This is a genomic window from Collinsella sp. LCP19S3_A6 (assembly GCF_052122015.1).
In the GTDB taxonomy this organism is placed as follows: domain Bacteria; phylum Actinomycetota; class Coriobacteriia; order Coriobacteriales; family Coriobacteriaceae; genus Collinsella.
Window position 1 is genome coordinate 44357 of record NZ_JBQKDD010000001.1, and the last position, 13887, is coordinate 58243.

The window sequence follows — 13887 nt, forward strand, 5'->3', positions numbered from 1 at the left end:
TTTTCTGCTACCGATTACTCGGTACTAATTTGACAATCATTGGGCCTGTCGCCCCAACGCTTACGCCTCGTTTTCGATGGTGGCGCGGGCACGCTCGGCAGTCAGTTCTGCCAGGCGCTCCTCGTCTACCAGGGTGAGGCCCTTGGTCGGGCACGCCTCGGCACACGCCGGACCGCCGGGACGGTCCACGCACAGGTCGCACTTGAGCACGAAGCTCTTGATCTGCGAACCCACGCGAACGTCGCCCATCAAGACCGGAACCTGCGTGGTCGCCACACTCACGGCGCCAAAGGGGCAGGCCATGACGCAGCTCTTGCAGCCGATGCAGTTGTCCTCGTTAACACCGATGCGATGGTTCTTTGGATCAAAGAACAAGGCGCCCGTGGGGCAGGCCTTCGCGCACGGGGCATCCTCGCAGTGATGGCAAGCCACCGGTGCGGAGATCTCGTACGTACGCGTCACGCGCAGGCGCGGCGCGGCGATGTTACCGGGGATGTCGTGCGCCTCGATACACGCCGCCATGCAGGTTTGACACCCAATGCAGCGCGAAGAATCGGCTACGACTCGCTTATTGCCCATGTTGTTCACTCCCTCCTGAATCCCTTGCCGGAGAGACCCTGTCGGCATTGACCCAAGCCGCCCGTGGCCTGGCATCGACGAATCGAATGCATGCGGCGAAACATGCACTCGGTAGAGTTTCTCCAACGATATACAGGTTAAATATACGCAGTTGCAGGGGGCAAACTTGAGCATAGGCCCTGCAATACGGGTGTATTGCAGGGGTTTTGGCAGGTTGGAATTATTCTCTAGAAGCTATAAAGGTGAGTGTATTACATGCGTACGCCTCAGAGATTTTTATGCGCTCTCATTTTGGATGTACTACGCTTGTATTCGTGTTTATGGTTATCAACTTGAGTGAAATAAAGCAATCGTTATAAGATGCTCAAGTATCGGCACATGCCGCATATGACCGACTATATTGCACGCTCATTAAGGGGGCCAGTGATGTCATCGACTCAAAAAAGAGCCATCCTGCAGGTGCGCATTCGCGAAGAGGACAAACAGCATGCCGAGCATCTCTACGATGCCATGGGCACATCGCTCGCCGAGGCTGTCCGCTTATTTGTCGCGCAAAGCATTTTGATGCGCAAGCTCCCCTTTCAGCCGGTCGCCGTGCGCTCAAAGAACGGCACCGCCGCCTATGGATCGCTCAAAGCATATGGTGACCCCAATCGCCGCGCCGAGGAGCGCAATGCCTGGATTGAATACCTTGCCACAGAAAGCGACGATTCGGTTTTGGGCCCCGAGGAAGTAGATATCCATGAGTAGCACCATCATCGACGAGACCGTCATCCTACGCTACCTGCTTGACGACGACGAAGTTCTGTCACCGCGCGCCGCCAAGGTCATCGCCACGCGCACCGCTCGCGTCTACCCCGAAATCATCACGCGCGTCGCCGTTACGCTGCGCGACGTCTACAAGGTCCCGCGCGTGGAGATTGCGACGGCCATGACCAAGCTGCTCGATGACGTCATGGTCGACGAGCCCACCGTTATCGCCCTTGCCATCAAACTCTTTGGCAAGACCCATATGGACTTTACCGACTGCCTCCTCGCAGCCCGAACCGCCATCTATAACGACGACGTCGTGAGCTTTGGCAAGCCCATCATCCAAGGCATGATCGACTACCGCCGCCAGCGCCAAACCGCCGCCGACGCCCGCAGCCGAAGCACCGACTCCACCATCGACAAGCTCCGCCACCGCCCCCGCAGCTAACCCCATCCTCCTTAAGTTGCTGTGAAATAGTTCCTGTTTTCAAGCTTCCACGGGTCTTTTAGGAACTATTCCACCGCAACTTCCAGGTTGTCCATCCGAAACCGGCAACCTTGGACCGTGAATCCTACTGTTCGCCACGACATGGGCCTATCTACTACGTTTAACCGATTACCCTCGACCACACCGAAATCCGAAATATCAAAACCGCTGGTAGACGGCTTACCGATTTTCCGAAAATGCTGCTTTGGTCGACCCCTGCGGGCCAAACGTAGTAGATGGGCCGCTTTCGTGGCTCAGCACCAGACCAGTCATTTTGGAACAGGGGTTTTTGACCACATTTGCCAGCCGATCGCTAGAGTAGTCAAAAAGCCCCGTCCCAAATTAGCTACCCCAGCCTTCAATAGGTTCACAAAAGCCAATAGACAGTCCGTATTTCACCGCAACTTAGGAGGGAATGTGGGGTTCACGGCATGTATATGAAAATGCTCTGCTTCCAAAAGGAAGCAGAGCCATTCATCTATCTTGTGGAACGGGCGACGGGAAGTCCAAGGGTTTGCTTCGCAAACCCTTGTTTCGCTGCGGGCCATTGGCCCTTGCGTGCTGCGCTGGAAAATGCTCACGCATTTTCTCAGCTTCGCACCCTGCCGGGTTCGATCCCCGTCGCCCGGCACGCTTATGAAAACGGCTCTGGCAGCAAATGGAGCCAAAGCCGTTAAAACTATCCTATGGAGCGGGCGACGGGAATCGAACCCGCGTCATCAGCTTGGAAGGCTGGGGTTCTACCATTGAACTACGCCCGCAAGATATGGTCGGGACGACAGGATTTGAACCTGCGACATCCTGCTCCCAAAGCAGGCGCGCTACCAAACTGCGCCACGTCCCGAAGGTGTTGAGCAGCTAAGGTCTAAACCTTGCGTGTCCCAAAGCGAAGGAAATTATAGGGGAGACTTCCCGCCTGTGCAAGCGACGATACCCTAGCTCCTCGAATGTGCGACAAACTGGCTATGAACCAGACCGATCACAAACGCCACCACGGCGACCGGCGCCCAAGCAGCGCCGATATCTGCCAGCGGCAGCGCATCGAACGGCAGCCACGCGCCCGCAAAGAACGCGTCGCGGACCGAGGTGATCACGCTCTGCACCGCGACGACGCCGCCGACCCAGACCCACACCTGCGGATGCGCATCGCAAAAACCGTGCACCAGGCCCATAAGCACCAGCACGATGGCAACGGGATACAGGGCGTTGAGCATGGGCACCGAGAACATGAGGATCGCGTCGAGGCCCACGTTGGAGAGCACGCAAGAAAACGCCGCGAACACAAAGGCGAGAACCGCGAAGGGACGGCGCATAGCCTCCTCGGAAGCCCCCGCTCCCCCTTCGACCACATACGTCTCGCAGAAGTAGCGCGAGCAGCAGCTGATGAGGCCGATGCACACGTTCATGCAGGCGAGGAAAAAGATCGCAAAGACCACGACCGTGCCGGCAAGACCAAAGTGTATGGAGGCAGAGCGGGCAAGGATGGCGGCGCCGTTGGTAGCGTCGGGTATAACCGTGCCGAGCTGCATGCCGGCAAGCGCCAGGCCGCAGTAGATGATGGCCATGAGCACACCGGCGATCACACCGGAACGCGAAATCTCGAAGGCCACGCGCTTGTCATCGGTCACGCCCAGCTCGTGGATGGTCTCGGCGATGATAATGCCAAAGGCGAGCGACGCAAGCAGGTCCATGGTCTGGTAGCCGGTCAAAAACCCCTGCACGGCAGCGCCTGCGTCGTAGGGAGCCTGCGGCGCGCCAGCGGGACCCAACGGCGAGACCACGGCGGCACCCACGACCAGCACGATGAGCGCAATGAGCGCGGGGCCCGTAATGCGGCCGAGCACGCGCGTGATAACGCCCGGACGCAGCGTGAGCGCAAACGCGACGACAAAGAAGCCAACGGCAAACACCAGGCGAGCCGTGCCGAGCGAGACGCCCTCGGGCAGCAGCGGTACCAGCATCTCGAAGGCCGTGGAGCTCGTGCGCGGAATAGCCAGGCACGGGCCGATGGCTAGATACACCGCCGCAACGAAGAATTCTCCAAATTTAGGATGCACACGCCCGGCCAGCTCGCGCGCCGTTCCGGCAAGCGCCACGGCGATAAAGCCCATGACGGGCAGACCGATGGCGGCGATGAGAAAGCCGAGCATGGCGAGCGGCGTGGCAGAGCCTGCCTGCAGCGCCAGCAGCGGCGGAATGATGAGGTTGCCGGCGCCAAAGAGCATCGAGAACAGGGCGATGCCGACGGTAACGACATGGTCGGAGCGCAGGCCGCGCGGGGCGGATGAGGCCATGGGACCACCTTTCGGGTCGAAACAAAAACGGGACGGGCAAAAGACCCGTCCCGCAAGTATATACGCTCTAGCAGGCTAAATCGCGGAGCGCGTCAATCGCGGTGTCGACTTCCCCGTCCGTGTTGAAATACCCAAACGAGAAACGAACGACACCCTGACGCTCGGTCCCGAGCGCGCGGTGCATGAGCGGGGCACAATGGGCGCCGGGGCGCGTCGCAATCCCCCACCCCTGCATGAGCGCGTCCGAAATCTGGGCAGAGTCGATATCGCCCACGTTGAGTGAGACGATCGCCGAGCGCACGGGCTGGTCAAAGGCACCGTAGAGCTTAATCCCCGGAATCTCGCGCACGCCGGCAAGGAAGCGCTCTGCAAGCGAGCGCTCATGCGCCGCAATCGCCTCGATCCCGCCCTGGGCCTCGATAAAGTCGAGGCTGGCAGAAAGGCCCGCGATACCGTGACCGTTGAGCGTGCCCGCCTCAAGGCGCGTGGGCCACTCAAGCGGCTGCAGCGCATCGAAGCTGTGTACACCGGTGCCGCCCATGGCCCACGGTGCCACGTCAATGCCTTCCGCCACGGCTAGGCCGCCGGTCCCCTGCGGACCCATAAGCCCCTTGTGGCCGGTAAAACACACCACGTCGAGCCCCATGGCGTGCATATCGATATGCGCCGTGCCGGCAGACTGCGAGGCATCGACGATCACCAGCGCACCTGCCGCATGGGCCATAGCCGCCACGCGCGCAATGTCGACTGCGTTGCCGGTTACGTTGGAGGCGTGCGTCACCACCACAGCGCGCGTGTCCGGCGTGACCAACCGCTCGAGCTCGTCGTAGTCGAGCACGCCGTTCGCGTCGCAGCCCGCATGCTCAACCGCCACACCCTGTTCCGCCGCCAGGCGGTTGAGCGGACGCAGCACCGAGTTGTGCTCGAGCACCGTCGCAACCACACGGTCGCCGGGGCGCACCACGCCACAGATGGCGGTGTTGAGCGCAGCCGTGGAGTTGGGCGTAAAGCACACATGGTCCGCTCTCGGGCAACCCAAAAGGCGCGCGAGCTTAGCACGGCAACCGTGAATCGTACGAGCCGCATCGAGAGCACCCGACGTGGCGCCGCGCCCGGCATTGCCGAGCGAGCACATCGCCTGCGTCACGGCATCGATGACCGTCTGCGGCTTATGCATGGTCGTCGCCGCGTTATCCAGATAGATCATCGCACGACCTCCCACATGTCAATCACCGTAAAGCCCTCGGTGGGAACACCAGCTGCGGCAAGCTCGGCGCGCAGCAGCTCCTCATCGGCAGGCAACGCCTTCCACGCCAAGCCGCAGCCGGCAGCGACCTCCCCGGGCACGGGAATCGTGCGCCCGGGAAGGCCGCGCTCGATGCATAGGGTCTCGCAGCCCATGGCGGCCGCCGTGGTGGGAAACGTGATGACAAGCGCCGGGCGCTTCTCCCTCATGGCAACTCCAACCAATACGCTACGGGCGCACGACGCGCACGGCCTGCTCCATCTTCTCCACGATCACGTACATGTTGGTGACCTCGCCCACCGCAAGCTGGTCTTTAATGCCAAAGTGGTCCAGGCAGGTACCGCAGGTGAGAATCTCGACGCCATGCTCGGCCAGACCCTTCAGGTCATCGAGCACCGGCGAGCCCTCGACGGTAAGTTTAGCGCCGCCGTTGTAGAACAGCATGGTCGCGGGCAGCTCCTCCTGCTGAGTCACGGCAAAGATGAACGCCTTCATGAGCTTGTGGCCCAACTCGTCGTCGCCGCGGCCCATGCAGTCGGTGTAGACGGAAATGACGAGCTTGCCCTTGCCGGCGCTGGCATCACAGAAGGCAGCACCGTCCTGCTCGGGGTCCGCAACGGCCACGGCACTGGCGGTCGCCACGGTCACGTGCCACTCGGCGTCAGAAACCTTCTCGACCGAGGCCGTGCAGCCCTTCTCCTGCGCCATCTTGGAGATGTTCTTGACGGCGGTCTCGTTATCGACCGAGGTCACGACAACGCCCTCGCCATCGAGCTGCTTGAGCGCCTTAAGCGTCTTGACGACGGGCAGCGGGCAGGCATCGCCCATGGCATTGACTTCAATCTTGGTAGACATAGCATTTCCTTTCGAAAGAACCGTTCTAGAGAACGGTAAACAGTTACATAAACGTGCGGGCTAGCGGACAACGTGGACGGCAGAACCGCCCGGCACCGGCTCGCACACGAGGCCGACGACGGAGGCGATACGTCCTTCGGCATGCAGACGGCGCGCAAGCTCATCCACATCGGCAGCAGGTGCCGCGATAAGCAGGCCTCCCGAGGTCTGCGGATCGTACAGCGCATCCAGCATCCCCGGCTCCAGACCATCGTCGACCGCCACGCGCGAGCCAAAGAAGTCCTGGTTGCGGTAGGCGCCGGCAGGGATAATGCCCAGACGTGCCATGTCGAGCACCTGGTCAAAGAGCGGCACCGCCCCCGACACAAGCTCAATCTGCACGCCCGAGCTCTCGGCCATCTCGCACGCATGTCCGATCAGGCCAAAGCCCGTGATGTCGGTGCAGCCATGAAGCTCGAGGTCCTCGGCCAGACGAATCGGAGCCTCGTTGAGGGTCCGCATCGAGTCAAACATGGCTGCGGCCTCGTCCTGTTCGATGAGCTCGCCCTTAATGGCCGTAGTGATGATGCCCGAGCCGATCGCCTTGGTCAGCAGCAGAACATCGCCTACGCGTGCGCCGCTGTTGGCGAGCATACGGTCAAGCGCGACAAAGCCACTCACGGACAGGCCGTACTTGGGCTCGTCGTCGTTGATGGTGTGGCCGCCCGCGATGGCACAGCAGGCCTCGACGCACTTGTCGGCGCCGCCCGCCAGAATCTGGCCGGCAACCTCAACGCCCAGGCAACTGGGTATGCAAAGCAGGTTCATGGCATGGCTCGGCCGCCCACCCATGGCGTATATGTCCGACAGCGAGTTTGCCGCGGCGATCTGGCCAAACAGGAACGGGTCGTCGACCATCGGTGGGAAGAAGTCGATGGACTGCACGAGGCCCAAGTTATCGCCAACGCGGAAGACGCTCGCATCGTCGGAGGTATCGAACCCCACGAGCAGGTTGTCGTTATGTACATTGGGTAAGTCGCCCAGGACCTGGGCGAGGGCTCCAGGAGCCAACTTAGCGGCTCAACCGCTCGCGGCAGTCATCTGCGTGAGCTTCATGAGATCGTCAGCCATCGATTCCTCCTCTCATCGGTCAATCAGTTCCTCCCAGTATACGCATGGCGGCGCCGAGAGCGGACAATTTATCGCACCGGCCCCCTACGCGAGCGCCTGGGCGCGAATGGCCGCACCGATGGCACCGGCAAAGCGGGCCTGGGGCGAGGTGGTGACCGGCGAGCCCACCAATGCGCCAAGACGCTCGACGACATAGGCGTTTTCGCACAGACCACCGGTCAGATAGTACGGGGCGCCCGCGGCTTGCGAGGCCATGGTCGCCACACGCGACACGACGCTCTCGATCACACCGCGGGCAATGTTCTCGCGCGGCTCGCCGCGGCCGATCAGACTAATGACCTCGCTCTCGGCAAACACCGTGCACATGCTGCTGATCTTGGTGGGCTCGCCGGAACGCGCCAGGTCGGCCATCTGCTGCTGGGTAATGCCCAGGCGGTCGGCCATGATCTCCAAAAAGCGCCCCGTACCGGCGGCGCACTTGTCGTTCATGGCGAACTTTGCCACGCGGCCGCCCTTGATCGTAATGACCTTGGTATCCTGGCCGCCCACGTCAATCACCGTGCCATGGTCGCCAAACAGACGCACGGCACCGGTACCGTGGCAGGTAATCTCGGTCACAACCTTGTGTGCATAGGGCACGGCGACACGACCATATCCGGTCGCGACCACGCGCACATCATCGGCAGCCACGTCATAGCCAGCCGCGGCAAGCTCGCCACGCAGACGCTCGGCCGCATCGACCGACGAGAACCCGGTTGGCTGCACGCACGTCCACGCCACCAAACCCTCCCCATCGACCACAGCGGCCTTAGCCGCCGTAGACCCAATATCGATCCCGATCCCTATCATGGCTCTCTCCCAATCTAAACATCAAAGGTAGCGGCGCGTTCAGGCGCCTTAGCTCTAGGTTTCTCAGGTGCCGGAGATTGCCCCGAAAGAGGAGCGCAGCGTACTTTGGGTACGCAAGCGACGGTTTGAGGGGCAAGATCCGGTGCCTGAGGAAACTAGAGGGTTTCGATGAAGGCGGCGATGCGCGTCTCAATCTGGCCCATGTCGCCATTGCTGTAATCGGTCTCAATCTTCATATACGGAATGCCTGCGCCCTCAACGGCCTCCTGCATGCGTGCACTCTCCACGTTAAAGGTGTGACAAGCCTGCAGCACGTTCTCCACTACGCCATCGACGTGGTACTTCTCGCACATGGCCAGCGTGTTCTGCATACGACCGTCGTTGGGCGTCATGACCGAGCAGTTGATGTCCAGGTAGCGGTCGGCGATGGCGCGCAGAATGTCGGGTGCATCCGGGTCGATCATCATGGCCGCCGTGCGCTCACCCGAGCAGTCGTCCATGCACACGACCACGCCGCCGTTGGACTCGATGGTGCGACCGATCTTGTTGATCACGCCGCCCACCGGGCAGCCGGTGATCAGAATGCGCTTGGCATCCGCCGCAACCGGACGCTCGCCCGCGTTGTAGGCCTCGCGCAGCTTGGCAACCTTTTGCTCTAGCTGCTGCGTATAGGCCTCGATATCAAAGCTGAACGTACCGGCAAACATGGTGCTCATCAGGTCGACGCCGCTCATGGCCGCCGGCTGATTGGCCTGCAGCGCAAACATGTCGAGCTGGGCCGCACGCAAGCGGTTGCGACGACGGACGGCAGCGCGCAGGTCATCGTCGGTAATCGTGATGCCGTAGAAGCCCTCGAGCTCCTCCTTGAGCAGGCGGCACTCCTCGTACCAGCCTTCACGCTCGTAGGCGCGGTCGCGACCCTGAGGAAGATGCAGAATGTGCGTGCGCTTGAGCTCCCCCAGCAGCTCGTACATCTTCTTCTTGCCGTCGCAGGTGGTCTCGCCGATGATCATGTCGCTAAAGTACGTAAACGGGCACTTTTGCGAGTAGGCAAAGCCGTACGTCGACTTGATGAGCGGACATAGATTTGCCGGCAGCACCTTCTCGGCCTCGGGAATCACCTCGTCGGACGTACCGCACAGAGCCACGCTTGCAGCCCCCGCGGCATCGATAATCTCGAGCGGCGTATAGCTGCACAAAAAGCCGACCAGGCGATTACCCGCCTGCTTATAATCCTTGACGCGAATAAACGCCGCCTTGCGCTGCTCGTTGAACTCCTCAAACGTGGACGGCAACGGCTGCTCAATTTTTTCCGACATATAACTCCTAAACTTTTTACCAACCAAGGAAACGGCTTTCCCAGGTGCCCGAGGTTGCCGTGAAAGAGGAGCGCCGCATACTTTGGTAGCAAGCGACGGTTTGAACGGCAAGATCGGGTGCCTGGGGAAACCGCCGAGACGGATAGCCCTAAATGGTTTCCAAGAAAGCCTCAATCCTGGTTTGCAGTTGGCCTGCATCCTCGCCGGCGTAGTCGGTCGTGATGTGCATAAACGGAATGCCGGCCTCCTCGGCGGCCTTCTCCACGGCAAACGACTCCATCTCGTAGAGCGTGCAGAACTGCAGGGCCACGTCGACGATACCGTCGGCATGCAGGTCCTTGGCCATCTGGACAATGTCCTTCATACGCTGGTCGTTGGGCGTAAAGACAGCACAGTTGATCTTAAAGTAGCGCTCGGCGATGGCGTCGAGCATCTCGTCGACCGTCTCACCGGACTCGTCGACCAAGTCCTTGTAATAGCGCGAACCCGTGCAGGACTCCTCGCCCACCACGACGCCGCCGGCCTTCTCGATGAGGTTGAACAGCTTCCAGTTGGGCACGGCCATGGGCGTACCGGTGTACAGGATGCGCTTGGTCCCCTTGGGCGCCACGCCCTCGCCGGCCTCGACACGCTGCTCGCACTCATCCGCCATATCGTTAATGGCTCCGGTCAGACGCGGCGTGTCGTCCATAAAGGCGGCCTGGACGGTTAGCAGGCTGTCGAGACCGCTGATGGGCGCCGGGTCGGCAGCGCGTGTGGCGGCGAGGCGCTGCAGGGCGCGACGCTTCTCATTGACGGCGTGGATGGCGGCCTTCAGACGCTCGGGCGTAATCTTGACGCCGCACTCTTCCTCAATCTTGGCGGCGAGCTTCTTGACCTCGGCCTTCCAGGTCACGAGCGTCGACTCGTTGTGTACGTTGGGAATATCCATGACGTACATGTTCTTTTGCGTGGCAAAAAACTCGTAGGCCTTCTTCTTGCCATCGCAGGTGTTCTCGCCCACCACCAGGTCGCTCGACTCAATATAGGGGCAGACCTCGCCCAGCTTAAAGCCGGCAAAGCTCTTGATAAGCGGACAGGTGTTGCGGGGCAGGTGCTCCTCGACCTTATCGGTTGCCCAATCGGCACCAGAGCACAGACCCACGGGGATACCGTCGCAGGCAAGTACGATCTCCTCGGGCACGTAGACGCAGAACGAACCGACGATCTTGGTGGCCTCGCCGGCCTCCTTCTTGTCGAGCATCTCCTTAATGCGGCCGCTGTGGATGTTGGTGGCGACAAAGTCCAGGTAGGACGTGGACTTGGGACGGTTGTTCTGCGTCAGGAACATGTCGCCGTACATCTGGCCCACGGCGCCCAGCAGCATGTCGTGGTCGGCAAGATTCATGCCGAGGCTCTCCCACATCGGATGGAAATCGAATTCTTCAGCCATAACGGTTCCCCTCTCGAACCAAAAACGGATAACAGCGGTATCGATGCACGACGGACGGCGATTGCCCGGCCGTGCTCAAACCCGGAATTTTGGGGAACCTGCTTTGCAGCTGATTATTTAGTTGTGCGTCGTCTCTCCCGGAGCCGTGAACATACCTGCTCATATGCGGCTCCGAGCCATATATAGGGCACGCGCGGCAACGCGGCGAATATATGTCGTCTGCGGCATGTGCGCACCCTCCTTAACCAGTTGAGGTCAACTATATCAACGGTCATCGACCATGCGAACACCGTTGACATTCGTACGACAGCATCGTGTGCCGTCGTTTAATAAATAATTATCTTGATTGATAAGAGTTTGTCATCCCTTATTCGGCGAACGGCAAGGCAAAGCCGCCGAGGCTTATATCCCCGACGGCATTACCCGGCGCTATCGACAGACCAAATGGATCCTACTGGCATCAAAATGCATGCGCAGCGTCTCGCCCGCTTGCGGCAGCCCGTCGACAGGCACGCCCACCTTGTTGACCTTCCACTGCAGGCGCGTGGGCGCATCGACGCGCGGTACGTCCAGCAGCACCAGCCGCTCAAAGCGCGAATCGCTCACGCGGGCCACATGCAGGTCGTAGCTGTTGCGACCCCGCTCGGCACGGTTGTCAACATGGAAGTAACTTGCGCGAATGCCCAGGTACACCACATTATCGGGAACCTCGCGACCCACGTTAAAGGTCATGCCCCAGTCGAGCGCCTCAACTTCCTCGGGCCCGATCTTTCGTGCGCGGCTTGTGTTCTTGCAGCCCGTCAGGCGCAGCGCCGCCAGCGTCTGCGGACGGCGAACCACGTCCTCGACAGAACCGATCTCCTCGACGCGCCCGTTATGCATCACGCAGATGCACTGGCAGAGGCGGCACGCTTCGTCGATGTCGTGGCTCACGTAGAGCACGGTGCGGTTGCACACATCGAACAGGTCGAGCATGTTCTGCTCGAGGGCGCTCTTAAGATAGGAATCGAGCGCGCTCATGGGCTCGTCGAACATAAAGATGCCCGGATGCGCCGCCACCATGCGGGCGAGCGCCACGCGTTGCTGCTGTCCGCCCGAAAGGCGCGCGGGATAGCGGTCGGCAAAATCGGCCAGGCCGAAAATGCCCAGATAGCGCTCCGCCAACCTTTTGCGCGCCGCGGCGTCGCCCGCGTCCTTTACACCAGCACATACGTTATCGGCCACCGTCATGTTGGGAAACAGCTGATAGTTTTGGAACAGCAGGGCGCATTTGCGCTCCTGGGGCGACAGGTTGATGCCCGCCGCCGAGTCAAAAAAGGTCACGCCGTTGACGACGATCTTGCCCTCGTCGGGCGTCTCCACGCCGGCAATGCAGCGCAACGTACAGCTCTTGCCGCAACCCGAGGCGCCCAGCAGCGCCACGCGCTCCTCGCCGGCCTCAAGCTGCATGTCGAGCGTAAACCCGGGATAGCGCTTTTTGATATCCAGAACGAGCGACATGGCCTATCGACCTCCCTGCAAAGCGGCATCATCGCGCATGAGCTCGGCCAGCGCCTCGCGATCGATACGCAAGGCATCGCCGCCCGCCGGGTCGAGCGAATCGCCCCGTCCGGCGAGATCTTTGGCCTGCTTGCGCTCCGCACGGGAAAGGCCGCGCTCGCGATACTTTTGCGAATGCGCGGTGTACATGTTGATAAACAGAATGACCAGGAAACTGAACATGATTACGACCACGACCCAAAAGAGGGCCACCGACGTGTTGCCGCCCATCCATTCAAAGTAAATGGCGATGGGAATGGTCTGCGTAATACCGGCGTAGTTGCCCGCAAAGAACAGGGTGCAGCCAAACTCGCCCATTGCGCGGGCAAAGGCGAGGACCGTACCGGCGGCGATGGAGGGCCAGCCAAGCGGCATCATGAGCTTGGCAAAGATGCGACGTTCGGACCATCCCAAGGTTCGCGCGGCGTCGAGCATCTGCGTGTCGAGGCTCTCGAAGGCACCGAGTGCCGTACGGTAGACCAGGGGAAACGACACCACCACGGCAGATATCACCGCCGCCGGCCACGTAAAGACGATCGAGATGCCGTGCGCGATAAGCCACTGGCCCACCCCGGTCGAGCGGCCAAACAGCATGAGGAGCAGAAAGCCGCAGACCGTGGGCGGCAGCACCATAGGAATCGTAAAAACCGAATCGAGCAGGCCCTTGATGCGACTCGAGGTACCCATAGTCTTCCACGCGGCGAACAGCCCCAGCGCAAAGGAGATCAGCAGGGCAAGGCCGCTCGTTTTTATGGACACCCAAAACGGGCGATAGTCGATGTCGCCCAAAAAGGAGGCCAGAGAGGTCAAGGGCCCCCGCTCATCCCGCAACACGACAGACGACGCTTCTACCATTTGAGCGCTATCAAGCCAACGCGCGCCGCCCTTGGCATCACCCGAGGCTGATGCAATCACCACATAGCGGTCCCCATCCGCACCGCGCTCGTCAAAGCCATAGGTATACCCGCCGGATTCAAACGTTGTTTCCGCCGTAACATACCAAGGAAGATCCACGTCCTCTAGCTGCGCACCTCCCATGCAGTTTGCGCTGTCGAGCTCACAGACGAGGGCCTTGAGACCCGATACGCACTCGTTGTCCTGCGGATCCAATCCATACTTCTCGACCGCCTTGGGCGACATCCACACCACAACACGATCGGCAGCAGGCACCACTACAAGGTCCACGTCCTCGTCAACGGGAAACCGGTAGCCCTCAGGCTGGCCCTCCATGGCACGAGCGGTCCCCTTGGCCAGCCGCTCAAAACCCTCGATCCCATAGGAAAGCCCATGAGCGGTCGCAGCAACCTGGGCCCCGTCCTCAGCGTCCCCAGCAAACGCAAATCCCGGCACCCAGCAAAGCGCGAAGGTCAAAGCACAGGCGACAAGCATGCGGAATCTATTAAGCACAAAAAGCTCCAAGCGAATAC

Annotated in this window: 13 protein-coding genes and 2 tRNA genes; 2 read left to right on the forward strand and 13 right to left on the reverse strand. The window is 60.9% G+C overall.

The genetic code is table 11. The features are described from left to right. Positions 1–60: 60 nt before the first annotated feature. Positions 61–579 carry a 4Fe-4S dicluster domain-containing protein gene (locus tag ACTQVX_RS00175; RefSeq protein ID WP_441540671.1) on the reverse strand — a complete coding sequence of 173 codons (519 nt, stop codon included), beginning with the start codon at positions 577–579 and terminating at the stop codon, positions 61–63. Positions 580–1005: 426 nt separating this feature from the next. Between ACTQVX_RS00175 and ACTQVX_RS00180 the strand changes: the two genes are divergently transcribed. Together ACTQVX_RS00180 and ACTQVX_RS00185 are read left to right on the forward strand one after the other, a co-directional pair. Beyond that, positions 1006–1329 (forward strand): type II toxin-antitoxin system RelB/DinJ family antitoxin, encoded by a 324-nt coding sequence (locus ACTQVX_RS00180; protein ID WP_441540670.1) that lies wholly within the window; start codon positions 1006–1008, stop codon positions 1327–1329. Next, positions 1322–1777, forward strand: a complete 456-nt coding sequence (locus tag ACTQVX_RS00185) for a PIN domain-containing protein (protein WP_441540669.1) — start codon at positions 1322–1324, stop codon at positions 1775–1777. Before ACTQVX_RS00180 ends, ACTQVX_RS00185 begins: the two co-directional genes overlap by 8 nt. Before the next feature lie 726 nt (positions 1778–2503). On the opposite strand, the gene ACTQVX_RS00190 is transcribed toward ACTQVX_RS00185, so the two are convergent. From ACTQVX_RS00190 to modB, 12 genes are all read right to left on the reverse strand, one after another. Beyond that, positions 2504–2577 (reverse strand) — tRNA-Gly (locus tag ACTQVX_RS00190). A 6-nt stretch (positions 2578–2583) separates the two neighbouring features. Continuing rightward, positions 2584–2660, reverse strand: a tRNA-Pro gene (locus ACTQVX_RS00195). Positions 2661–2751: 91 nt separating this feature from the next. Further along, positions 2752–4110 carry a branched-chain amino acid transport system II carrier protein gene (brnQ, locus tag ACTQVX_RS00200; protein ID WP_441540668.1) on the reverse strand — a complete coding sequence of 453 codons (1359 nt, stop codon included), beginning with the start codon at positions 4108–4110 and terminating at the stop codon, positions 2752–2754. Between the two features lie 67 nt (positions 4111–4177). After that, positions 4178–5317 carry an aminotransferase class V-fold PLP-dependent enzyme gene (locus ACTQVX_RS00205; protein WP_441540667.1) on the reverse strand — a complete coding sequence of 380 codons (1140 nt, stop codon included), beginning with the start codon at positions 5315–5317 and terminating at the stop codon, positions 4178–4180. Continuing rightward, complete coding sequence (locus ACTQVX_RS00210) at positions 5314–5565, reverse strand: DUF3343 domain-containing protein (RefSeq protein ID WP_427795782.1); 252 nt, start codon at positions 5563–5565, stop codon at positions 5314–5316. Before ACTQVX_RS00210 ends, ACTQVX_RS00205 begins: the two co-directional genes overlap by 4 nt. A gap of 19 nt (positions 5566–5584) precedes the next feature. Next, positions 5585–6211 (reverse strand): sulfurtransferase-like selenium metabolism protein YedF, encoded by a 627-nt coding sequence (gene yedF, locus ACTQVX_RS00215; protein ID WP_441559863.1) that lies wholly within the window; start codon positions 6209–6211, stop codon positions 5585–5587. A 60-nt stretch (positions 6212–6271) separates the two neighbouring features. After that, positions 6272–7321, reverse strand: coding sequence for a selenide, water dikinase SelD (gene selD, locus ACTQVX_RS00220; RefSeq protein WP_441540665.1), 1050 nt, complete (start codon positions 7319–7321; stop codon positions 6272–6274). Between the two features lie 84 nt (positions 7322–7405). Then, complete coding sequence (locus ACTQVX_RS00225; protein ID WP_441068084.1) at positions 7406–8170, reverse strand: acyl-CoA dehydratase activase; 765 nt, start codon at positions 8168–8170, stop codon at positions 7406–7408. A gap of 155 nt (positions 8171–8325) precedes the next feature. Then, positions 8326–9489 (reverse strand): double-cubane-cluster-containing anaerobic reductase, encoded by a 1164-nt coding sequence (locus tag ACTQVX_RS00230; protein ID WP_441540663.1) that lies wholly within the window; start codon positions 9487–9489, stop codon positions 8326–8328. Positions 9490–9637: 148 nt separating this feature from the next. Then, a complete protein-coding gene (locus tag ACTQVX_RS00235) occupies positions 9638–10921 on the reverse strand; it encodes a double-cubane-cluster-containing anaerobic reductase (RefSeq protein ID WP_441540662.1) in 1284 nt (427 codons plus the stop codon). A 429-nt stretch (positions 10922–11350) separates the two neighbouring features. Continuing rightward, positions 11351–12421, reverse strand: a complete 1071-nt coding sequence (locus ACTQVX_RS00240) for a sulfate/molybdate ABC transporter ATP-binding protein (protein ID WP_441540661.1) — start codon at positions 12419–12421, stop codon at positions 11351–11353. Between the two features lie 3 nt (positions 12422–12424). Further along, on the reverse strand, positions 12425–13867 hold the full coding sequence (gene modB, locus ACTQVX_RS00245; protein WP_441540660.1) for a molybdate ABC transporter permease subunit: 1443 nt from the start codon (positions 13865–13867) through the stop codon (positions 12425–12427). Positions 13868–13887 lie beyond the last annotated feature (20 nt).